Raw genomic sequence first — 21,477 nt, 5'->3', positions numbered from 1 at the left:
CCGCCGCTTCCGACTCCTCCGGCACGAGGCACGGACCCCTGCACGGAACGGCATGCCCCGCCTCAGATGCGTCCTTCTTCTCTGAGCCTGTCCTCCCGCGGCAAAACGCCGCCCTCCGGCCGTTATGCCTTGTCTCCGTCGTCCCTCTTCAACATTTTGTTCCATGAATCACAAGCTCTTCCGACAGGCGTCCGTCCGTCTTCCGTTCTTCCTGTCCGACGGCCGGAACGTTCCGTTCTTTTTCATGGTCACAACCGGAAAATCCCCTTCCAGAGACGCTCGGCAAGCGACCTTGTCTCTCCATGCAAAGCCACATTCACCGCGCCTTTTCAGCCGAAAGGCTCCTTTTCTGCGTCGCGTGCGCGGGCGAAGCATGGCCGCACTTACGGAAATCCCGCAGCTCTCAAAACATTTCGGGATATTGAGTCTTGTGTTTGATTTCATCGAACAAAAACAAAAAATTATCGCTTTGACTTATTTTATTTAAAATGTGATTTTTCTGTCAACTGATTGCGACTTCTGCGATTCCGGGGCAGGCAAGCTGCTCTTTTCCAAGGGGACGGAAAAAACCGGAAACGCAAGGCAAAGGATTTTTCATCCGGAAATGGACGGAGATTTTCGGATGTGCCCTTTTTCACCGTGAACTTGTCCAGTCGTGCGCCGGGGGGCGAACGGCTGGCGAGGACGATGGCAAATGGTACAGCATATCGACGACGCCAAATGCGTCGGCTGCGGCGTATGCGTGCAGAAGTGCCCTCTGGACACCATTCGACTCAACGAACAGGGAAAGGCTTTCATCGCGTATCCCGACGACTGCATGACCTGTTTTGTTTGCGAAAGGCTTTGCCCCGCCGGAGCCATTTTCGTTCATCCGTTCAAGGAAAAGCTGCCCCCGGTCTTTCCGGGTCCCCGGTACGACGCCGTGGAAGGCAACGACCTCAGGGACAAGGAGGTCTACCATGCCTGACAGAAACACCCATATCGTGGAAAGCGACCTTCTCATCATCGGCGGCGGCTCCGCCGGTCTGTGGGCGGCAAAGCGCTTCACCGAGCTTCTGCCCGAAAAGAAGGTCGTCATCGTGGACAAGGGCCCCAAGGAATGGGGCGGCCTCATGTCCATGGCCGGCGGCGACTTCGACGCCGTGCTTCCGGGCGACGACCTGGACGCCTGGCTGGAAGATTTCATCTACTACTTCGACGGACTCTGCGATCAGGAACAGATCGAGGAAATTCTCCGTCGCTCCCATGAGCGTCTGGAAGACTATCAGCGCTACGGCTGCGAGTTCTTCCGCAAGGAAGACGGCACGCTCAAGAGCATTCCCCAGCGCGGCCTTCCCCATGTGAAGCTGTATCCCGCAAAGCTTGTGGGCCGCGGCGGCGAAGACATGGTGCGCAACCTCGTCAAGCAGCTGCGCAAGGCCAACGTGACGAGTCTCGGCCGCATCGTGGTGACCGACCTTCTCAAGCAGAACGGCCGTGTCGTGGGCGCCGTGGGCTTTGACTCCATAAGCGGCGACTTCTACCGCTTCCGTGCGCAGGTGGTCATTGCGGCCACGGGCGTGGGCGGCTGGAAGACCTCCTACGGCAAGAACACCCCCACGGGCGAAGGCGTGGAAATGGTATGGAACGCCGGCGCGAGACTCAAGGACTTCGAGTTCAGCCGCGTGTGGAACATGCCCCGCTACTTCGGCTGGGAGGGCCAGACCAAGCTCATTCCCCTGGGTGCCCGCTTCGTCAACGCCAAGGGCGAGCCCTTCATGGAAAAGTATTCTCCCGTGCTCGGCGTGAATACCGACCCGCATTTCATCACCATCGCCATGGCCATGGAGATCCGTGCCGGACGCGGCCCCATCTATTTCGACATCAGCCGCATCAACCCCGACGATCTCATTCTGCTCCGCCCCCAGAACGGCTGGCAGCTCATGAACTATGAGAAGCTCTGCAAGCTCGGCATGGACCTCTTCCGCGACAACACCGAATGGCTGCCGCAGATGACCATTTCCTACGGCGGCATGGAAGCCGGCATCAAGGGCACCACCAACGTGGAAGGCCTGTTTGCCGCCGGCACGGCCAGAAGCACCGAACCCGGCGTGTATGCCGGCGGTTTTGCGCTCATGAGCACGTCCGTCACGGGCCATCTGGCCGGTGAAGGAGCCGCCGAATTCCTCGCTTCCGCCTCTCCCGTGGAGAGCGATCGCGTCGACGAGGACATCGACGCCCTGCGCGACGCCGTCTATGCGCCTCTCGGCCGCGAAGGCCTCGCGCCCCATGACGTTCTCAGAAAAATCCAGACCGCCATGTTCCCCTACGACGTCTCCATCCTGAAGACGGAAGCCTCCCTCAGGCGCGCCCTCGACGAGATCGTGCGCATCCGCGAAGAAGAAATTCCGAACATGGCCGCCGCCGACACGCACTACCTGCTCAAGCTGCGCGAAATCCGCGGCATGGCGCTCGTGAGCGAACTTTATCTGCGCGCCTCGCTTGAACGCCGTGAGTCCCGCGCCGGTCACTTCCGTGAAGACTTCCCCCATCGCGCCGAGGACGGCCTTGCCTGGATACTCATCCAGAAGGACGAAAACGGCGGCATGAGCTTCAGCAGAAAGCGCGTTCCCCTGGAACGCTACCGCCATCCCATCACCCGGTACTATCAGGACAACTTCCGCTTCGTCACGGAAGAACACTAATACTCCGTTCCCCATCAGGAGAAACACATCATGGCTGCAACCACCAGCACTGCTCCCGCCGCGCCCAAAAAGCCGAACGTCATGTACTTCGTGCACACCATCATCTGCCTTGTCATCATGTTCGGATTCGGGCAGCTTTCCCCCATCGAACCTCTTACTCCGCTGGGCATGAACCTCATCGGCATCTTCCTCGGCGTGCTCTACGGCTGGATCTTCATCGACATCATCTGGCCCAGCATCGCCGGTCTGCTCGCCCTCATGCTCGTCGGCGGCATGAAGCCCGGCGCGCTTCTCAACAAGAGCTTCGGCGACCCCATCGTCGTCATGATGTTCTTCATCTTCGTGTTCTGCGCCACCATCAACTACTACGGCCTGTCCAAGTTCATCTCGCTGTGGTTCATCACCCGCAAGGCCGTGGCCGGCAAGCCCTGGCTGTTCACCTACACCTTCCTCGCCTCCATCATGCTACTCGGCGGCCTGACCAGCGCCTCTCCCGCGGCGGTCATCGGCTGGAGCATCCTGTACGGCGTGTGCGAAGTGTGCGGCTACAAGAAAGGCGACGGCTATCCTACCATGATGGTGTTCGGCATCGTGTACGCCGCTCAGGTGGGCATGGCCATCATCCCCTTCAAGCAGGCCGCCCTCACCGTCATGAGCGCCTATGAAACCATGTCCGGCACGCACATCGACTACGCCAAGTACATGTTCATCGCCATAGTCGCCTGCGCTCTCTGCTCCCTGCTCTTCCTGCTCATCGGCAAGTACATCTTCCGTCCCGACGTGAGCAAGCTCGCCGATCTCGACGCCAGCAATCTCGACAAGGATCAGAGCCTCAGCCTCTCCGGCGTGCAGAAGTCCGTGCTCGGCTTCCTCTTCGCCCTGGTCGCCCTGCTGCTCATCCCCGCCTTCCTGCCCGCGGATCTTGCCGTCGTCAAGTTCCTCAAGAGCATCGGCAACACCGGCATATGCATGTTCCTCGTGGGCATCATGTGCTTCATCAAGGTCAACGGCAAGCCGCTGCTCCGCTTCAAGGCCATGGTCGACGACGGCGTTGCCTGGGGCATCATCTTCATTCTTGCCATGGTCCAGCCGCTCTCCGGCGCCATGGCCAATCCCGCAAGCGGCATCACGCCTTTCCTGATGTCCGTTCTCGAACCTCTGTTCGGTTCCGGCTCTCCGCTGTTCTTCGCCCTGTGCATGGGCCTTCTGGCCACCATCCTCACCCAGTTCATCAACAACGGCGCCGTGGGCGTGGCCCTCATGCCCATCATCTTCAGCTACTGCACCAACAAGGGGGTCGGTCCTGAAATGGCGGTCATCATGGTGGTCATGGGCGTGCATCTGGCCTTCCTCACTCCTGCCGCAAGCTCCAGCGCCGCACTGCTGCACGGCAACGAATGGGCCAGCACCAAGAGCATCTGGAAGTCCTCCCCCATCGTCATCCTGCTCTCCTGGATACTGATGAGCGCCGTCATCGTCATCATGGGTTCGGTACTCTTCTAGCAGCGCAGGTTACGGAAACCTGAACACACAGGCCGGGTCCGGCCCGGCATCTCCAAGGCCCCTTTCCGCCCCCGCGGAAAGGGGCCTTGCCTCAGCTCTTGCCTGCACGCTTCCCTCCTTGTAGAATTTCCGCAGACGCCGCGGCACATCATGTCGCTCCGCCGCCCGAGCAACACGCTTCCCCGCAGGCAGGGCCCTCCATGACAGACCACATCCCTCCGCTTCTTCCCACAACGTCCCTTTCCGGATTCATGCCCTTCGCCGTTCCCGTGGTGCATGGAGAGACCGACGAAAACTCCCCCGTATGGCGCGAGATACGCCGCGAAGGCACGCGCCTCGTCATCCGGGCGGGAACCTTCATCGACATTTCCGGAGACCACCTGCTCGACATGTACTGCCTGGAAAAAGGCAGAGTGCGCATTCTCTTCGACACCCTGGAAGGAAGACAGCGCGCGCTCATGACCTTCGAGCCCGGAGGCATCTTCAATCTGGCCTGCGCCCTTACGCAAAAGGACGCTTCGGGCCTGTACCAGTGCGTGAAGGACAGCGTCATATGGCGCGTGCCGGGCACGACGCTCAAGGACGAAAAGGCCGTCACGGCCTGCCCCGCCCTTGCCGCCTATGCCCTGCGTCAGATGGGCACCGTGGCGCTCATACACAGCACCTTTCTTTCCGACATGCTCATGGACGACTTCGTCATCCGCTTCAGCCGCTATCTTCTGTCGCTTGCCGCGCGATACGACAGCACGGATTTTCCGCTCGGCATCACGCAGGACCGCTGCGCCGCCATGCTCGGCGTGCACAGGGCCACCCTCGGCAGGGCCATACAGCACCTGAAAAAAAACGGCGTCATCGAATGCTTCCGGCGCGGCAGGGTCTGCATTCTCGATCCGGACAAGCTGCGCACGCTCGCGGGCCTGTGATCCTTCCTTCGGACGCGTCTCCCTGTCGCGCGCCTGCCGACGGATTTTTGCCGATTGTCATTCGTGAATAAAATATCAAAAAACATGATCCTCTTCCGCTCGGCATTTTCCCTTCCCTCTTCCGACTTTTCCGTGCAGGCCTTGCCTTTCCCGCCGGAGGACGGTGCCGCCTTCAGGACGGAGGCAAACGCCGCCCTTCCCTTTTTCGACCGGGCTCATGCCCGTATCTTTCTGCCCGCTTTTTCCCTTTTTGAAAACGACGCTGTCGTTTTTTAATAAATTTCATAAATTATTTCAAAGTAGTACATAAAAAATAATTTTTTCTGCCTTTTTTCGAAAAAATGTCGCATGCGCGATATTTTCCTTTTTCGCTTTGTGAAAAAGTGTACGCATCGCTGAGCAAGATGCCCACCACGCGAAGTTCACTTTTTGCGAAGGAGAAGGAATATGCCCCCGGTCATCGACAGAGAAAAGTGCCTCGGCTGCGGCGTATGCGCCGACGTCTGCCCCCTGCAGGTATTCAGTCACAACAGAAAGAAGGACAAGGTTCCCGAAGTGAAGCGCCCCTACGAGTGCTGGCACTGCAACGCCTGTGTGCTGGACTGCCGCGCCCATGCCATAGAACTGCGCCTGCCTCTCACCCACATGCTGCTCTATGTGGATTCCGACACCCTGAAGCCCCGGGACCTGCCCGTCCGCTGAGAAGGATCCGCATCGACCGTTGCATCCCGAAAGGGAATTCTCTTCACTCAACATTTCCCGGAGGTCATCCATGATTCCTCTCAATCAGCAGCATGAAGCCGACGTCGCCGTCATCGGCGGCGGCATAGCCGGACTCATGGCCGCCATCGCGGCGGCGGACAAGGGCGCGAGCGTCGTTCTTCTGGACAAGGCAAACACGAAGCGCAGCGGCGCGGGCGCCACGGGCAACGATCACTTCCTGTGCTGGATTCCCGAAAAGCACGGCGACATCAGCGTGGTGTACAACGAATTCATGGACAGTCAGAACGCCACCAGCAACGACACTCCGCTCGTCATGCGCTTTCTTGAGACCAGTCCTAAAATCGTGAACATGTGGAACGACTGGGGCATCAACATGAAGCCCACCGGCGATTATCACTTTGAGGGCCACGCCTATCCCGGTCGTCCGCGCATCTTCCTCAAGTACGACGGCCACAATCAGAAAGCGGTGCTCACCGAGCAGGCGAAGAAGCGCGGCGTGAAGATTCTCAACCACGCCCCCGTGCTGGAAATGTTCCGCGACGCGGATGGCGTGACCGGCGTGCTGGCTCTCGACGCGTCCGGCGACGAGCCTTCGTTCATCACGGTGAAGGCCAAGGCCGTGGTTGCGGCCACGGGCTACGTGAGCCGTCTGTTCACCACCGATCCCACGCCGAGTCAGATGTTCAACACCAACATGTGTCCTTCCGGCACCGGCGATTCCATAGCGCAGGCGTGGCGCATAGGCACGTATCTCGTGAACATGGAAAAGACCTACCGCCATGCGGGACCGCGCTTCCTCGCCCGCTGCGGCAAGGCCACGTGGATAGGCGTGTACCGCTACCCCGACGGCCGTCCCGTAGGTCCGTTCATCACGAAGCCCAACGTGGAAACCGGCGACATGACGAGCGACGTGTGGTCCTCTGCCTTCACCGATCTCAAGCTGAGCGGCCGCGGCCCGGCCTACATGGACTGCTCCGGCGCAAGCAAGGAAGACCTTGAACACATGCGCTGGGCCATGAAGTGCGAGGGACTCACCGCACTTCTGGACTACATGGACAAGGAAGGCATCGATCCCGGAAAGCACGCCGTGGAATTCGGCCAGTACGAAGCCAACCTCGTCACCAACGGCATAGAAATCGACATCAACGGCGAAAGCAACGTGCGCGGACTTTTCGCCGCGGGCGACATGATGGGCAACATCAGCGGCGACATCGGCGCCGCGGCCGTGTACGGCTGGATTGCCGGACATCATGCGGCGGACTACCGCACCCGGCCTCAGTCCGACATTTCCCAGGAAAACGCCGAAGAGCGCATGGCCTTCTACAGCGCCATCTACGAACGCAAGGTCGGCGCGTCCTGGCAGGAAGCCAACTTCGCCCTGCAGCAGATCATGACCGAATACGCCGACTGCGGTCCGCACCGCGTGCGCTCGGACACCATGCTGACGGCGGGCATCAAGTACCTCGGCGACCTGCGCAAAAAAATCGAAACGCAGATGTTCGCCACCGACGCCCATGAGCTCATGCGCGCCGCCGAAGTCGTGAACCTTCTCGATCTCGGCGAAGCCCTCATGATCTCGGCCAGAGAACGCAAGGAAAGCCGCGGACGCCACATCCGTTCCGACTACACCTTCACCAATCCTCTTCTGAGAGACAAGTTCCTGCGCGTATGGAAGGACGGCGACGCCATAAAGACCGAATGGCGCGACCGCCTCATCTGATCCTCTCCCTTCTCTTCCCCGGTCCTTCGCAAGAAGGCCGGGGAAGAGCGTTCCCGCCTCCCGGAACCCCGCATCCGCCCCGCTGAAGGACCTCGTCCGGCATCTCCGATTCCGAAACTTCCTCCCGCGAGGCCCTTGCGTCATGCCCGAACCTGTTTCCAACAACGCCGACAGCACCGATTCCCGGAATCCTGCGGCGCGAGCCCGGAACTTCGTCACCGTCTGGAGACACTCATGAACGTTCTTCTCATGCTCCGCTGGCCCCTGACCCTCATCCTGCCCGTCATCGTCTACTTCGTCGCTCCGGCCGACATTTCTCCCAAGGCCCCCCTGTTCATGGCCATGACCAGCATGGCCGTGCTGGCGTGGGCCTTCAACGTGTTCCCCGCCATCGGCGTGGCCGCCCTGCTCACCTTCGGCTACACGCTCGGCAACGTCGCTCCCATGGAAGTCATTTTCGGTCCGTGGGCCACGGTGCTGCCGTGGATTTCCTTTGCCGCCGTGGTCATCGGCGAGGCCATGGACCGGACGGGGCTCGCACGCCGTCTCGCACTCGGCTGCCTTTCCCTTGCCGGCGGCAGCTTCATGGGGCTCATGTGGGGCTTCTTCGTCGGCGGACTGGCCCTTGCCCTTGTTCTGCCGTCCATTCTGGCCCGCATGGTCGTGCTGTGCGCCATTGCCTCCGGCATCGTCGACACCCTGAAGCTCGACCACAAGTCGAGAATGTCCTCGGCCATCATCCTCATGGCCTTCATGGCCGCAGCCGCCCCGCAGTTTCTTTTCCTGCACACCTCCGAAAGCTTCATCTGGGCCTTCACCATGCTCTTCAAGGACGGCACCACCGTGGATTTCTGGCAGTATGCCTGGCACGGCTCGCTGTTCTCCGTCATCTACACCATGGCGTCCATGGGCGTCGTATGGCTGGTGAAGGGCAAAGAAAGCCTGACCTCCATGGAAAATGCCCGAGCCTTCCTTGCCGAAAGCAGCAGGGAACTCGGCCCCGTGAGCACCAAGGAAAAAATCCTTCTCGTGCTGGTGGCCGGCATGGTGCTCGCCTTCATGCTCCAGCCCTGGACGCAGGTCGATCCGGTTTTCGTGTTCGCCGTTCTCGCCATGCTCTGCTATATGCCCGGCATAAACATTCTGCCCAATGAAAGCATAGGCAAGCTGGAAATCATGTTCCTCATCTTCATCACCGGCTGCATGTCCATAGGCTTCGTGGGCGGCGCCGTGGGCTTCAACGCCTGGGCCGTACAGCAGGTGCTTCCCGTGCTTCAGGGATGGGGCGAGACCATGTCCGTGCTCATCGCCTACCTCTCCGGCGTGTTCGTCAACTTCCTTCTGACCCCGCTTGCCGCCACGGCAGCCTTCACGCCCGCCATAGGCGAACTCGGACAGGCCCTGAACATGAACCCGCTGCCGCTCTTCTACGCCTTCCAGTACGGCGTGGATCAGTACATACTGCCCTATGAGGCCGTGTACTTCCTCTACATCTTCATCACCGGCCGCGTGACGCTCTCCCACGTCATTCCCGCTCTTGCCGTCCGCACTCTTCTCTGCGGCGTGCTGCTCGCCCTTGTGGCCATTCCGTGGTGGAATTTCGTCGGCATCATGTAAGCAGCTTTCATGCCGACGCTCTCCTGGGCCCGCGCCGAGTCTCCGACAAAGCGCGGGCCTTCCGCGTTTCCGGCCGCGATTGACGCTCCGGCGCTGTCGGGCTAGAATATTCGTTCCTTTCAAATGCCCGGGCATGACGCCCTACCGCATATCACGCAGATTCGAGGAAATCAGCCATGCTTGATCTCAAACTTCTTCAGAAACATCCCGAAGTGGTGGCCAAGGCTCTGGCCGACCGCCATTCCAACATTTCCGTCGACGACTTCCTTAAGCTGGACGAACGCCGCCGTGCGGCTCTTACCGAAGTGGAAACGCTCAAGAGCAAGCGCAATGCCGAGTCGGCCGAAGTGGCCCGCATGAAACGTTCCGGCGAAGACGCCTCCGCTCTTGTGGCCGAGCTCGGCAAGCTCTCCGACCGCATCAAGGAACTGGACGCCGAAACTTCAGAGATCAAGGAACAGGTCTATCAGTGGATGCTGCGCGTGCCCAACATCCCCGACGCCTCCGTGCCCGTAGGACTCGACGAGAACGACAATCCGGAACTCCACCGCTGGGGCACGCCCCGCGAATTCACCTTCCCGCCCAAGCAGCACTTTGAAGTCGGCGCGGCAAAGACCGGACTCGACTTCGAGCGCGGCGCCAAGCTCGCCGGTTCCCGCTTCTGCGTGTCTCACGGCGTGTTCGCCAGAATGGAACGCGCCCTCATGAACTTCTATCTCGACACCCAGACCACCGAGTTCGGCGCCACCGAAATTCTGCCGCCCTTCATGGTCAACGCCGCCACCATGCAGGGCACGGGTCAGCTGCCCAAGTTCGAGGAAGACCTGTTCAAGATGCCCGCCTGGGACTACTACCTCATTCCTACGGCAGAAGTGCCCGTCACCAACCTGCACGCCGGCGAAATTCTTGAAGAAGATCAGCTGCCCCTGCGCTATACCGCGGGCACTCCCTGCTTCCGCTCCGAAGCCGGTTCCGCCGGTAAGGACGTGCGCGGCCTCATCCGCCAGCATCAGTTCATCAAGGTGGAAATGGTGCGCTTCGCCCATCCCGACAAGTCCTGGGAAGAGCTGGAGCACATGCGCCGCTGCGCGGAAATCCTGCTCGAAAAGCTGGAACTTCCCTACCGCACCATCACGCTGTGCACCGGCGACATGGGCTTCGGCTCCGCCAAGACCTATGACGTGGAAGTCTGGCTCCCCGGTCAGAACACCTACCGCGAAATTTCCTCCTGCTCCAACTGCGTGGACTTCCAGGCCCGCCGCGCCAACATCCGCTTCCGTCCCAAGGGCGGCGGCAAGCCCGAGTTCGTGCATACGCTGAACGGTTCCGGCCTGCCTACCGGCCGTTCTCTCGTGGCCATCATTGAAAACTACCAGCAGGAAGACGGCTCCATCGTCATTCCCGAAGTGCTGCGTCCCTACATGGGCGGCCTGAAGGTCATCACGCCAGACATGTAATCGCTCCGCCAGACATCAAAAGCGGGAGACGGCTGCGGCCGTCTCCCGCTTTTTTCATGCTCTTTTCCCGAAAAACATTCAGGACATTCCCGGTCATCGTCCTTTCCGGCAATCGAAAAGGCCTGCCCGAGACGGGACGCAAGAGACTGAATCCGCCCTACTTGTGCAAAATAATGCAAGCCCCGTACCAAAACAAACGTTCCGTCCCGATTCCGTGTCTTTTCTTCCCGCATGACGCCCACGAAAACGCTCCTTCATCCCCCTGAGCATGAACTTCAGAGCCATCATATCGGAATTCTTTTCGACTTGTTGCCTTTCATTGAACAACAATGTGAAATTTTGAGCTTTATTTTTTTGAGGTCTTCTGATTTGTCTGAATAACGAAATCCGTTCCTTCTCCTGTACGGATACTCGCCTTTCAACCATCGAATTTCAGGAGCTTCACATGAACAGACGTCAGTTTTTATACGGAAGCGCGGCCATGGCACTCATGAGCGCCATGCCCTTTCATGCCCATGCCACGGAAGGCCCCGTGGTAAAGACGGCCAAAGGAAGCGTGCGCGCTCTTGTCATGGACGGCGTGCACGTCTTCAGGGGCGTTCCCTGCGGCATGCCCCCGTATGAGGGAAAATACCGTCTTGCCCTGCCCGAGCCCGTGCAGGCCTGGAGCGGCGTGCTCGACACGGTCAAGTTCGGCGACATTCCGCTGCAGCCCGACGGCAAGAACAAGCCCCTCGGCGGCGGTGACTGCCTGCGCCTGAACATCTGGAGCCCCGCCCCCGGCAAGACCAAGTGCCCCGTCATGGTCTACATTCCCGGCGGCGGCAGCACCCGCTGCGACAACAACGACGTGCGCTTCGACGGAACGGCCTTTGCGCAGGACGGCGTCGTGCTCGTCACCATCAACTACCGCGTGAACGTGGACGGTTTCCTCAAGATCAAGGGCGTTCCCTCCAACCTCGCCCTGCGCGACATGATGTTCGCCCTGCGCTGGGTGCAGGAGAACATTGCGGCCTTCGGCGGCGATCCCGACAACGTCACGGTGTTCGGCCAGTCCGCCGGCGCCACGCACATCACCTCCCTCATCTCCTCCGACAAGACGAAGGGACTTTTCCGCCGCGCCATTCTCCAGAGCCCCGCAGCTCTGGCGCAATACGACGCCGCGCTGGCCTCCAAGGTTTCCGCCGCCCTGCTCGACTTCTACGGCATCGAGGACAGCCGCGAAGCCGTGGCCGCCCTTTCGCCCGAAAAGCTGCTTACCTTCTCCGCTTTCATTGCCGCGCAGAACAAGAAGCCCGAATGGTGCCGCATGCTCGGCGGCAACATCGCCATATTCAAGCCCTACTACGACGGCGACATACTCATGAAGCGCCCCGTGGACGCCATTGCCGAAGGCGCGGCAAAGGGCATCGAACTCATGGCAGGCAGTGCTGAAGAAGAATGGCGGCTCTACACCGTGCCGAGCGGCGCCATCGACAAGATCGGCGACGGCGCGGTCAAGGGCTTCATCGACTCCACCGGCTTCCCCGCCGACATCGCGGACCGCTACCGCAAGGCCGGACGCGGACAGACCGCCGGCGAAATATTCACCGCCCTTCAGTCCGACTTCGTATTCCGCATGGCCGCCAACAAGGTTCTGGAAAGCCAGGCCAAAGCCGGCGGCAAGGTATGGGCCTACTCCTTCGCATGGAAGAGCGATGCCGCCAACGGCAGACTCGGCGCGGCTCACAGCGTGGACGTGCCCTTCGTGTTCAAGAGCCTGCACAAGGACTCCCCGCGCATCAAGAGCACCCTCGGCACCAATCCCCCGGATTCTCTGGCTCAGGCCATGCACAGCGCATGGGTGAAATTCGCCACCACCGGCAATCCCGGATGGACGCCCTTCGACCTTGATCGCCGCATGACCATGCGCTTCAACGCCGAAAGCAAGGAAGTCTCGGATCCGTGGAAGACGGAACGCGGGAACATGCCGCTGAAGTAAGCCCCGGCCCGTGCGGACAGACGTGCTCCCCCGTCCGCCCGGAAACAGTCCTGCCAGCACGCTGAACCTCCCCTGAAAAAGACGCCGCGAGGGCGGAACCTTCCCGCAAAGGAAGTTCCGCCCTCGTCATTTTTCATGTCCGTCGAAGCACGCGCCAGGCGACATGCCGCATGTTCCGCCGAAAAACCGGACGGCAGTCCGAAAGACGACTTTTCCCCGGAGCTTCCGACCGGCAGTTCTATGCCGTTGACCCCCGTTTCTCATTCTCCGCCGGAGCATCCACAAGGGCAATGCTGCTGCAGTCCTTCTGCTCATAGGCGGATGCCCCGCGATACAGCGCCACGGCGCATTCCGCCAGAGGCATATGGAGCCCGGGATGTCCGGCAGCGCACCTCATGGCTATTTCCATGTCCTTGAGCATGAGCCCCAGCGTGAACACGGGCTCATAATCGCCCTTCACCATGCGGCCAAAGTTGCGGGAAAACTGCGTGGATCCTCCGGCGCTTTCCCGAGTCACTGCCGCAAGGGTTTCCATGTCCAGCCCCAGCGCGGAGGCAAAGCGGTAGAATTCTCCCACGGCCGCAAGATTCACGGCTCCCAGCAGATTGGTCATGGCCTTGATGGTCTTGCCCGTTCCCACCTCTCCGAGCCTGAACACCTTTTCAGCCATGGCGGAAAGCACGGGAGAAGCGGCCTCGAAATCCGCATCCTTCCCCGCACCGAGCACCACCAGCGTTCCGGCCACGGCTTTGGGCCTTGCTCCGGTAATGGGCGCATCCAGCACTCGCACTCCCCGGGGACGACACAGATTCTCCACTCTGCGCACGGCCTCGGGCGTGCAGGAACTCATTTCCAGCACGATGCATCCCTTTTCCACGAACTGCCCGAACTGAGCGTTCTCATAGACGTCAAGCACGGCCCTGTCATCCGGCACCACGCTTATGACGAAGTCCGCTCCCGACAGCATGTCCTTCAGGGACGACACCAGCACCGCGCCGTGCCTCACGGCCTCCTCGGGGCCGGACGGACTCCGATGCACCATGACCCGCACTTCATGGCCGGCCTTCAAGAGATTGACCGCCATGGGAAGTCCCATGCTGCCCAGTCCGAAAAACGCCACAACAGCCATAACGCCTCCTAGAGTATGCCCATGGCCGCCCACCAGGCCATGCCCGCGGTAGCCAGAAAAACAACGTTGATCACGAACTTGATGGTCATGATGGACAGAAAGTCCTTCACGCGTATGAGTCCGAGCGAAAAGGCCACCAGATACACGGCCGTTTCATACGGGAACCAGAGCTGAGCCGTGCCCTGATAAAAGATGTAGAACATGGGCTCAAGATTGAAATTCAGATCCCGGCATATCTGGGCAAAAGGCAGACCGAAGGAAGCCAGCACCGCAAGCGGCGTCATGAGGAAGTTCAGAAGAACGCCGGCAAGATAGGTGGCGCACAGAAACGTCGTCTGGCTCACGTTCTGCAGCATGGGCACGATGCTGACCGACACGAAATGACCGAATCCCACCGCGCTGCCCGCCGAACCTATGCCCATGCAGGCGATAATGAAGAACAGCACGGAGAACTGCACGTCCTTCAGATCCTGCTGCGTCCCCACGTTCATGCCGGGCATATAGAGAATCATGGGTGCAAAGATGAAGCCGTACACCATGCTGATGTGATGATACTGATGCGTGAACAGAAATATCACCAGAGCAACAAGGACGATGATGATCTTCCATTCCTTCACGCTGAGACGACCGAGCGCAGCCAGTTCCCTTTCAAAATTCTCCCTGCCGCTGAGCGGGGAATCCGGACGGCAGTAACGGCCGATGGCCGCGGCAACAAGATAGTTGCCCACGAGAAACACGGCGTTGTCCTTGAAAAACGCGGGATACGAGGGAACGATTTTCTCCACGGGAGCGGCCGCGTTGTAAAGGATGGAAATGAAATCGGGAGAATAGATGAAATAGTTGGCGTCCATGTAGAAAATGACCGTGGCCACCATGAGTCCGGCGGATGCCCGGCTTCTTCCGAGCTGAAGAGCCTCGCATATGCCGTAGGCCACCACGATGACGGCAATGCACGCCATGGTGCCCTGAAGAAAAATTCTGGCGACCAGGGCCAGCGTGGCCATGGCCAGAACCAGCTTCATGTAGCTGCCGTTGGTATGGATGGCCGCATAGTAGGCCATTCTTTTCAGAATGGTCGTCTTCTGCACGACGGACACGATGATGAGAGCACCGAGCGTCATCCATGCGGGATCGGCCGTCCACGGCCCGAGCACGGCCTGAAGGGGAGCTATGCCCGAAAGGCCGTACAGAAACATCATGATGAGGGAAACCACCAGATTGTCGGTGAGCTCCAGGGCATACCCCATGACGCCCCACAGCGTGATGGCCAGAAATACCTTGATGTTCCAGGTGAACGCCTCGCTTTCGGGAAGAAGCAGGAGGGAAAGAGGCAGAAGGAAATTGATGGCCCATTTAATGTTGGTCACGCGACCGGATGATTCAGACATATGAAAACTCCACGGTCGGCATCAGGCGTCGGCACGGGTGCAGAGACCGTGCGAAACTGCTGCTGCAAGGCTGAGATTGCCGCGAATGAGCGAAGAGAGGGAAGGCTGTCCCGCCGTCCAGGCCACGAACACCGCAATCATGGCCATGAGACCGCGGGGACGGGAAAAGGCATCGAGCGCATCCACCAGAGAGTGAGGCGACGCCTCTACCTCCGTAGCGCAGACGAAAAAATCCGACGTCTCCGTAGAAAGGGAGACAAAGCGTTCCTCTCCGGCTTTCGGCAGGCCGTTCCACGGCATGCCGAAAGCCTTGGCCGTGTGGGCGGTCTCTTTGTCGGCCCAGGCCATGACTTCGGCGAAGTCTTTGTTTCCACCATGCAGTGCGGCGTCGAAGCTGCGTACCTCACGTGCGTAACGCTCAAGGTAAAAGGGCTCCCTGCCCTGCGGCGTCTGCTTTGTGCTGAGAAAATTGTCCGTGACTCGTTCCGTAATCACGAAATAGTGGTCGCCGCAGGAAAGAAAGTCGAGGCCGTCCAGCGTGGGAAGCGGGCAGGATGCCGTAATGCCCTGCTCCGCCAGCACTCGGGAAATATGAATGTGATGCCTGAGCCCCTCAAAATTTCCCCCGGTCTTCAGGCTGTAGTCCGGCCCGAGATGCCATACGCCCGTGGCTATGGCCGCACCGGAGTCCTTCGCCTCCTGAATCGTTCTTCCTTCCAGTCCCCAATGACTGAGAATTTCATGGAGATTCTCTTTCATTGCGTCATCTCCCGGATACAAAACGAGCCGGAAAAGAGTTTTCACCCCTCATTCTCCGGCTCTTAATTAATTATAAATTCTGAATAGTTTCGTAAGAAACGGAGTTGTCGGGCTGCACGCCTTCAAAGTTCATGGCCTTGTAGTCGGTGCGGTCCAGCGTCATGCGCAGGGCCAAGGGTCTTGCGTCCTTGTCCAGAGGATCCATGACGAGTCGGCGTCCCAGCGTTTCCATAAGGTCGCATTCCGCATAAACGCAGCCTTCCACATCGTGCGGAAGCGAATTGCTGATGCAGTCGCCCGCCACGTTGAACACGGCGGCCCGTCCGCCGCCCAGCGTACCGTCCACGCCGTTGGGCAGGCACTCGATGTATTCAGGATGTCCCGTTCCGTCGCAGAGCACGTCGATGACGTCCTGAGCCATCATCTGCGTGGAGTACAGGGCAAAGGCCCGCAGTCCCATGGCCGCATAGCGGGTGGCCGTGCGCGACATGTCGTAGGGAGAGAACAGGGGCATCTGACCTTCGCGGGGCGTATGCATGGGCGGCCAGCCGGCGCAGTGAATCTGTTCGCCCTGGCCGAGCAGGCAGGAAAGATTCATGGGATTCAGATGCTCGCCGCACTGAAGGCCGCCTATCTTGCCGATCTCGGTGTCGAATACCTGCATGGTGCTGCCGTTGCCGCAGGCCCATACGATCTTCTCGCATCCGGGAGGCGACATCTTGCGGTGCTTGCCCATGAGATTGCCCTTGTTGTCGAACCAGAACTGCGTGAGATACAGCGTGGTACCGTCCGCTTCCGTGGCGGAAATGCACACGAAGATATGATTGCGTCTTGCCGCTTCGCTTATCTGACGCATTTCCGGGCTTCCGCAGGTAAGCGCGTTCTGATGCAGCTTCATGAGGAACTTGTGCCCGAACGAAGGCGCTCCCATCCATATCCACCACGGATAGCCGGGCAGAAATGCCTCGGGGAAGTCAATGAGCTCGGCGCCGTTGCGCCCGGCCTCGTCAATGAGCGCGCAGGCTTTGTCCACGGACGCCTTCAAATTCAGGAAGACGGGAGCGGCCTGTACGGCGGCGACTTTGACGGTGGGAAAGATCATACGTATCTCCTTGTTGATCAGATGATGCCCCGTGTTCCGTCAACAAACGAACGGGAATGGTTTTCCATAATTTTCACAAATGATCACAAAATGAAAACACCTTGTTTTTTCTCCCTTCACCGGACCGGAGACGAAGGGAGAAAAAACAGCGTGCCCTGGAAGAAAAACGGTTCCGTGCCGGCCTCGGGCCGGCACGGAACGCATGATTACAGTCTGCAGGCGGCGTCGTAGCCGTTGCGGATGGCATGGCGGACGTTCTTCGGGCCTTCGGCGCAGTCGCCGGCAAGCCAGAAGGTGGGAGCGCAGTCGCGGAAGGCTTCCGCCTCATTCTGCAGCGCACGGGTGCCGAGGGCAATGACCACGGTGTCGGCTTCAAGGAAGCGGACGCCGTCGGGGGTTTCCACTTCCACGCCCTTGTCGGTGATCTTCTTGCAGCATGCCTTAGTCAGGTAGGAAACGTGCTCGTTGGTGTCGATTTTTTCCACCAGAACAATGCGCTGCGTGTAACCCGTGCGGCGGGCAATGTACTCGTCCATTTCCACCATGGTGACGTCGTGTCCACCTTCAGCGAGGTGCAGGGCGCATTCGCAGCCCGTGTCGCCCGCGCCCACGATAACGACCTTCTGGCCCACGGCGTCGCGGTTCACGAAGGCCTGCGTGGCCAGCATGACGTTCTTGCCGTCGATGCCCGGAATTTTAGGCAGGGCGGGCACGGAACCCGTGCAGGCGATGACCACGTCGGGGTAGGCGGCTTCGATGAGTTCGGGGGTGGCTTCCGTGTTCAGGAACACCTTGATGCCGAGCTGACCCACGCGATGGATGAGCCAGTTCTTGAATTCCATGAGCGGATACTTGAAGGACACGTAGTCGGCAAAGTAGATCTGACCGCCGAGGTGATCGCTCTTTTCATAGAGGCGCACTTCGTGACCGCGTTCAGCCGCAGTAATGGCGGCCTGCATGCCGGCGGGGCCGCCGCCGATCACGGCCACGACCTTCTTTTCGGTGGCCGGAGGAATGATGTCGGTTTCAATGCCTATGCGGGGGTTCACGGAGCAGGCATAGCGCTTCACCACGTCTCTGGTGAAGCCGGTGATGCCGCCGCCGAACACGCGGGCGTTCTTTTCATCCAGGCAGTTGAAGCACTTGATGCAGGGACGGATTTCCTCGCGCTTGCCGAGACGGGCCTTGTTGGCCCATTCGGGATCGGCGATGACGGTGCGGGCCATGGCCACGGCGTCGCAGTGACCTTCGGCGATCATGCGTTCGGCGTCCTCGGGATCGGTAATGCTGCCCACGATGATGACGGGGATCTTGATGCCGTGCTTCTTCGCCTCAATGCCCATGTATTCGTTGGGGCACTTGGGCATGAACTCGGAGGGAAACATTTCGGGACGGCTGCGCAGCACGCCTCGGTTGCCGCGGGAGAAATGCACGAGGTCGATCTTGTCCTCGATCATCTTGATGAACTCGCAGGCTTCGTCGATTTCCAGGCCTCCGGGCTGACCTTCGGTGCCGGAAATGCGGTATTCCAGCAGAAAATCGGGACCCACGCGCTTGCGGATTCTGTCCAGCACCATCATGGGGAAGCGGGCACGGTTTTCCAGACTGCCGCCCCATTTGTCCTTGCGGTGATTTTCCGCAGGAGAGAGGAATTCGCCGAGCAGCCACTGATGCGCGCCGTGCACGAGGCACATCTTGAAGCCGGCATTCTGGAGGAAGTGGCAGGTTTCGGCAAAGTGATCGGCCACCTGATCCATCTGTTCCTCGGTGATCTCATCCACAACCTGCCCGTTGGGCAGCACGCAGCCGGAAGGAGCAATGGGGTTTCTGCCGCCGTTGACCAGCGGGAAGGCATATTTTCCGCCATGCTCGATTTCAATGGAGGCGATGGCGCCCGCCTGATGAATGGCGTCGGTCATCTGCGTGAGGTACGGAAGGTTGTTGATGTCCTGAAGGTTCACGTTATGGAAGTGAGAACGCCCGCGATCCTGATCAACAGCCGCTTCACCAAGAGTCACGCAGGCCGCGCCGCCGAGAGCCCTGTTGCGGAAATGCGCAATGGACTCGGGACGAATGTATCCCTCGGGAGTGATGAAGTGCATGGCCTGCGCCGTGGGGGCGGTCCAGATGCGGTTTCTGAAACGGATCTTTCCGACCTGAAGAGGCTCAAAAAGATGGGGATAAGAACGGATCATGGCATACTCCTGTGATGACCGGCTGAAGGGCCGGAAACTTGCTTTTACCGAAATAAAAGCAAAAAGCATGCCAAAACAAAATATATAATATTATCAATGAGATAAAATCTAATCTCATCATATTTAGTAAACTGTTCATCATATGTTGTATCACTTGCTCCCCATATTTGGTAAATCATGCCGTATGCCCAGTTTCTGCATCCTGGCCCGTAGCGTATTGGGGTGCACGTCCAGAATTTCAGCGGCGCCGCCCTTGCCGCTGATCTTGCCGCCGGAAAGCTCCAGCGCACGAAGGATATGTCTGGTCATGGCCATATCGAGCGTTTCAAGGCGTTCCCGACCGGACGGAACGGCGTCTGCGCGCATCACCGGTTCCGACGCCTGCTCCTGAGGCATGAAGCGGGCGCTCGGAGAAATGACCAGAGGACGACGCATGTCGCCCATCCACAAAATGACGGCCCTCTCCACGGCATTGCTCAGCTCGCGCAGATTGCCGGGCCACGGATAGGCAAGCAGCTCCCGCATGTTCTCCGGCGAAGGCTCGGGGAGATTCTGCACGCAGAATTCGGAGCACTTCCGTGCGATGAAAAACCGTATCAGCACGGGGATGTCCTCCGGCCGACGCCGCAGCGGCGGAATGGCTATGGGAAACACGCTGAGCCGGAAATAAAGATCTGAGCGAAAGCTTCCGCTCTGCACCATCTTATCGAGGTTGCGGTGCGTGGCGGCTATGATGCGTACGTCAATGCGCCTCTCCTCGTCGCCGCCCACGCGTTCCAGCACGCCTTCCTGAAGTACGCGCAGAAGTCTGGTCTGTGCAGGAAGAGAAAGCTCCCCCACCTCGTCAAGCAGCAGCATGCCCCTGTGAGCACGTTCGAAAAAGCCTTTTCGGGAAGACACGGCTCCGGTAAACGCCCCCTTTTCGTGGCCGAACAGCTCGCTCTCCATGAGCGATTCCGGCAGACTGCCGCAGTTCATCTTTATGAAGGGAGCATCCACGCGACCCGAGGCGCGGAACAACGTCTCGGCCACGGCCTCCTTGCCCGTGCCGGTTTCCCCCAGAAGCAGCACGGGACAGTCCTGCCGGGAAACCTGCCAGATCATTTCGCAGACCTGCCGCATGCCCGGAAGCTGCACCAGTGGAAGATAACGCCCGGACTCCGTCTGCTTTCCGGCGGCAGGCAGAGACACGTGACGCCTGAAATAACGCATGAGATCGTCCAGCAGCGCAAAGGCCGCGTCGACGTGCCAGGTCTGGAACACGCGCTCTCCCCGATGCTCGAGATCGATGAGGGACAGCGAAAAAATGAAGCGTCGCGCGACCACGGCCCTGATGATGAGCGCCGAGAACTTTCGTTCGGGGAAAAGCCGGTGGATGACGCCGAGGGTGATGCCGTGATCCTCCTGATTGCCGAGTCTGACCACGCGTTCCGGACCATGACCGAGTGCCAGCAACTGTTCGGGAGTGCTGTTGAGCGCCATTCGACGAGCTCCGGCCATGTCGGGAAAAACGAGCATGCGTTCTTCGCCGGGATGCTCCGTGGCCGCGGTAACCAGAATATGGTCGAGCGGAAAGTGCTTCTTCAAAATGCGGAAAAGCTCCGCCATACCTTCCGGCAGCGCCATGTCCTGCCGGAAAAAAGCCTTCATGTCCTCTCTGAGCTCATGAACGGCATCATCCGGGGTCTTTCCCGGAGGAAAAAGAAACGTGAACATGCCAGCCTCGATAAAACCTGTCCGTGGCCTGCAGGCCGTCAGAAGCATTGCGCCTGCCGACCCCGTCCGCTGCAAAACAGGCGGTCCTTTCAGAGCGCCGCAAGTTTCTGATCCGAGCCCACGGCGCATCATCTTGTCCATGCTTTTGAAGACATGGAGCAGTTTTCATGCAAAATATGCCAGATTTGCGACCTCAGGTCGAGTGGCTGGCGGAAGCGTGAACGCAAACGGCGGGACCTCCCGGCCCCGCCCTTCATGTTCTGCGCCTATCCCTTCCAGGAAGGAAACGTGATGCCCGTTCTTCGCTTCAGCTCCTTCAGAAAGGCACCGATGTCCATGCCGTTCCATATCTTTTCCACCTCGCGCAGCAGCACGTCGGCATCCACAATCCATGAGCCTCCATGCATGAGAGCATGAAAGGCCATGCCGAGACAATAGGTAAGAGCCCCGGCCACGGCGGCCCCCGCAAGGGAGCCCGCCACGGGCACGAACTTGCACAGCTGCGAGGCCAGCATTCTGCCTGTCGAGCGCGCCAGCAGAGGCCCGAGGAGTCTGGCGGCCATATCCCAGGTGAACTGCC

17 protein-coding genes are annotated in these 21,477 nt (G+C 59.7%); 10 read left to right on the top strand and 7 right to left on the bottom strand.

The window, feature by feature from the left end:
• Nucleotides 1-163: 163 nt before the first annotated feature.
• The 10 genes from QZZ60_RS01135 (at nt 164) to QZZ60_RS01090 (ending at nt 12,608) form a co-directional block, all read left to right on the top strand.
• Nucleotides 164-487: a hypothetical protein gene (locus QZZ60_RS01135; protein WP_295636628.1), complete on the top strand. Its 324-nt coding sequence runs from the start codon at nt 164-166 to the stop codon at nt 485-487.
• Between the two features lie 207 nt (nt 488-694).
• Entirely contained in the window at nt 695-967 is a 273-nt protein-coding gene (locus tag QZZ60_RS01130; RefSeq protein WP_295636625.1) for a ferredoxin family protein, read from the top strand.
• On the top strand, nt 960-2,684 hold the full coding sequence (locus tag QZZ60_RS01125) for an FAD-binding protein (RefSeq protein WP_295636622.1): 1,725 nt from the start codon (nt 960-962) through the stop codon (nt 2,682-2,684). Before QZZ60_RS01130 ends, QZZ60_RS01125 begins: the two co-directional genes overlap by 8 nt.
• Before the next feature lie 30 nt (nt 2,685-2,714).
• A complete protein-coding gene (locus QZZ60_RS01120; protein WP_295636619.1) occupies nt 2,715-4,187 on the top strand; it encodes an SLC13 family permease in 1,473 nt (490 codons plus the stop codon).
• Nucleotides 4,188-4,387: 200 nt separating this feature from the next.
• Nucleotides 4,388-5,110, top strand: a complete 723-nt coding sequence (locus tag QZZ60_RS01115; protein WP_295636616.1) for a Crp/Fnr family transcriptional regulator — start codon at nt 4,388-4,390, stop codon at nt 5,108-5,110.
• Between the two features lie 447 nt (nt 5,111-5,557).
• On the top strand, nt 5,558-5,812 hold the full coding sequence (locus QZZ60_RS01110; protein ID WP_295636613.1) for a ferredoxin family protein: 255 nt from the start codon (nt 5,558-5,560) through the stop codon (nt 5,810-5,812).
• Between the two features lie 70 nt (nt 5,813-5,882).
• Nucleotides 5,883-7,553 carry an FAD-binding protein gene (locus QZZ60_RS01105; protein ID WP_295636610.1) on the top strand — a complete coding sequence of 557 codons (1,671 nt, stop codon included), beginning with the start codon at nt 5,883-5,885 and terminating at the stop codon, nt 7,551-7,553.
• 234 nt (nt 7,554-7,787) lie between these two features.
• Nucleotides 7,788-9,170, top strand: coding sequence for an SLC13 family permease (locus tag QZZ60_RS01100; protein ID WP_295636608.1), 1,383 nt, complete (start codon nt 7,788-7,790; stop codon nt 9,168-9,170).
• A gap of 176 nt (nt 9,171-9,346) precedes the next feature.
• Complete coding sequence (gene serS, locus QZZ60_RS01095) at nt 9,347-10,627, top strand: serine--tRNA ligase (protein WP_295636606.1); 1,281 nt, start codon at nt 9,347-9,349, stop codon at nt 10,625-10,627.
• Between the two features lie 445 nt (nt 10,628-11,072).
• Nucleotides 11,073-12,608, top strand: coding sequence for a carboxylesterase family protein (locus QZZ60_RS01090; protein WP_295636603.1), 1,536 nt, complete (start codon nt 11,073-11,075; stop codon nt 12,606-12,608).
• A 238-nt stretch (nt 12,609-12,846) separates the two neighbouring features.
• On the opposite strand, the gene QZZ60_RS01085 is transcribed toward QZZ60_RS01090, so the two are convergent.
• From QZZ60_RS01085 to QZZ60_RS01055, 7 genes are all read right to left on the bottom strand, one after another.
• Nucleotides 12,847-13,737, bottom strand: a complete 891-nt coding sequence (locus QZZ60_RS01085) for an NAD(P)-dependent oxidoreductase (RefSeq protein ID WP_295636601.1) — start codon at nt 13,735-13,737, stop codon at nt 12,847-12,849.
• An 8-nt stretch (nt 13,738-13,745) separates the two neighbouring features.
• Nucleotides 13,746-15,125, bottom strand: a complete 1,380-nt coding sequence (locus tag QZZ60_RS01080) for an anion permease (RefSeq protein ID WP_295636598.1) — start codon at nt 15,123-15,125, stop codon at nt 13,746-13,748.
• Nucleotides 15,126-15,146: 21 nt separating this feature from the next.
• Nucleotides 15,147-15,884: a hypothetical protein gene (locus tag QZZ60_RS01075; protein ID WP_295636595.1), complete on the bottom strand. Its 738-nt coding sequence runs from the start codon at nt 15,882-15,884 to the stop codon at nt 15,147-15,149.
• Nucleotides 15,885-15,954: 70 nt separating this feature from the next.
• A complete protein-coding gene (locus QZZ60_RS01070; RefSeq protein WP_295636592.1) occupies nt 15,955-16,986 on the bottom strand; it encodes a carbon-nitrogen hydrolase family protein in 1,032 nt (343 codons plus the stop codon).
• Between the two features lie 206 nt (nt 16,987-17,192).
• A complete protein-coding gene (locus tag QZZ60_RS01065) occupies nt 17,193-19,181 on the bottom strand; it encodes an FAD-dependent oxidoreductase (protein WP_295636590.1) in 1,989 nt (662 codons plus the stop codon).
• A gap of 150 nt (nt 19,182-19,331) precedes the next feature.
• Nucleotides 19,332-20,897, bottom strand: coding sequence for a sigma-54-dependent Fis family transcriptional regulator (locus QZZ60_RS01060; protein ID WP_295636587.1), 1,566 nt, complete (start codon nt 20,895-20,897; stop codon nt 19,332-19,334).
• A 266-nt stretch (nt 20,898-21,163) separates the two neighbouring features.
• The coding region (locus QZZ60_RS01055; protein ID WP_295636584.1) for a hypothetical protein at nt 21,164-21,477 on the bottom strand (314 nt) is incomplete at its 5' end.

The organism is uncultured Mailhella sp. (assembly GCF_905187505.1).
GTDB lineage: Bacteria > Desulfobacterota > Desulfovibrionia > Desulfovibrionales > Desulfovibrionaceae > Mailhella.
Note: the sequence above shows the minus strand (reverse complement) of the source record. Positions and strands in the feature narration are given on the sequence as shown.

Excerpts from the sequence above, each read along its gene's own strand:
- QZZ60_RS01130 (WP_295636625.1), top strand. The coding sequence starts at position 695 with ATGGTACAGCATATCGACGACGCCAAATGCGTCGGCTGCGGCGTATGC.
- QZZ60_RS01105 (WP_295636610.1), top strand. The coding sequence starts at position 5,883 with ATGATTCCTCTCAATCAGCAGCATGAAGCCGACGTCGCCGTCATCGGC.
- QZZ60_RS01090 (WP_295636603.1), top strand. The coding sequence starts at position 11,073 with ATGAACAGACGTCAGTTTTTATACGGAAGCGCGGCCATGGCACTCATG.
- QZZ60_RS01060 (WP_295636587.1), bottom strand. The coding sequence starts at position 20,897 with ATGTTCACGTTTCTTTTTCCTCCGGGAAAGACCCCGGATGATGCCGTT.
- QZZ60_RS01085 (WP_295636601.1), bottom strand. The coding sequence starts at position 13,737 with ATGGCTGTTGTGGCGTTTTTCGGACTGGGCAGCATGGGACTTCCCATG.
- QZZ60_RS01120 (WP_295636619.1), top strand. The coding sequence starts at position 2,715 with ATGGCTGCAACCACCAGCACTGCTCCCGCCGCGCCCAAAAAGCCGAAC.
- serS (WP_295636606.1), top strand. The coding sequence starts at position 9,347 with ATGCTTGATCTCAAACTTCTTCAGAAACATCCCGAAGTGGTGGCCAAG.
- QZZ60_RS01065 (WP_295636590.1), bottom strand. The coding sequence starts at position 19,181 with ATGATCCGTTCTTATCCCCATCTTTTTGAGCCTCTTCAGGTCGGAAAG.
- QZZ60_RS01125 (WP_295636622.1), top strand. The coding sequence starts at position 960 with ATGCCTGACAGAAACACCCATATCGTGGAAAGCGACCTTCTCATCATC.
- QZZ60_RS01110 (WP_295636613.1), top strand. The coding sequence starts at position 5,558 with ATGCCCCCGGTCATCGACAGAGAAAAGTGCCTCGGCTGCGGCGTATGC.
- QZZ60_RS01075 (WP_295636595.1), bottom strand. The coding sequence starts at position 15,884 with ATGAAAGAGAATCTCCATGAAATTCTCAGTCATTGGGGACTGGAAGGA.
- QZZ60_RS01100 (WP_295636608.1), top strand. The coding sequence starts at position 7,788 with ATGAACGTTCTTCTCATGCTCCGCTGGCCCCTGACCCTCATCCTGCCC.
- QZZ60_RS01080 (WP_295636598.1), bottom strand. The coding sequence starts at position 15,125 with ATGTCTGAATCATCCGGTCGCGTGACCAACATTAAATGGGCCATCAAT.
- QZZ60_RS01135 (WP_295636628.1), top strand. The coding sequence starts at position 164 with ATGAATCACAAGCTCTTCCGACAGGCGTCCGTCCGTCTTCCGTTCTTC.
- QZZ60_RS01115 (WP_295636616.1), top strand. The coding sequence starts at position 4,388 with ATGACAGACCACATCCCTCCGCTTCTTCCCACAACGTCCCTTTCCGGA.
- QZZ60_RS01070 (WP_295636592.1), bottom strand. The coding sequence starts at position 16,986 with ATGATCTTTCCCACCGTCAAAGTCGCCGCCGTACAGGCCGCTCCCGTC.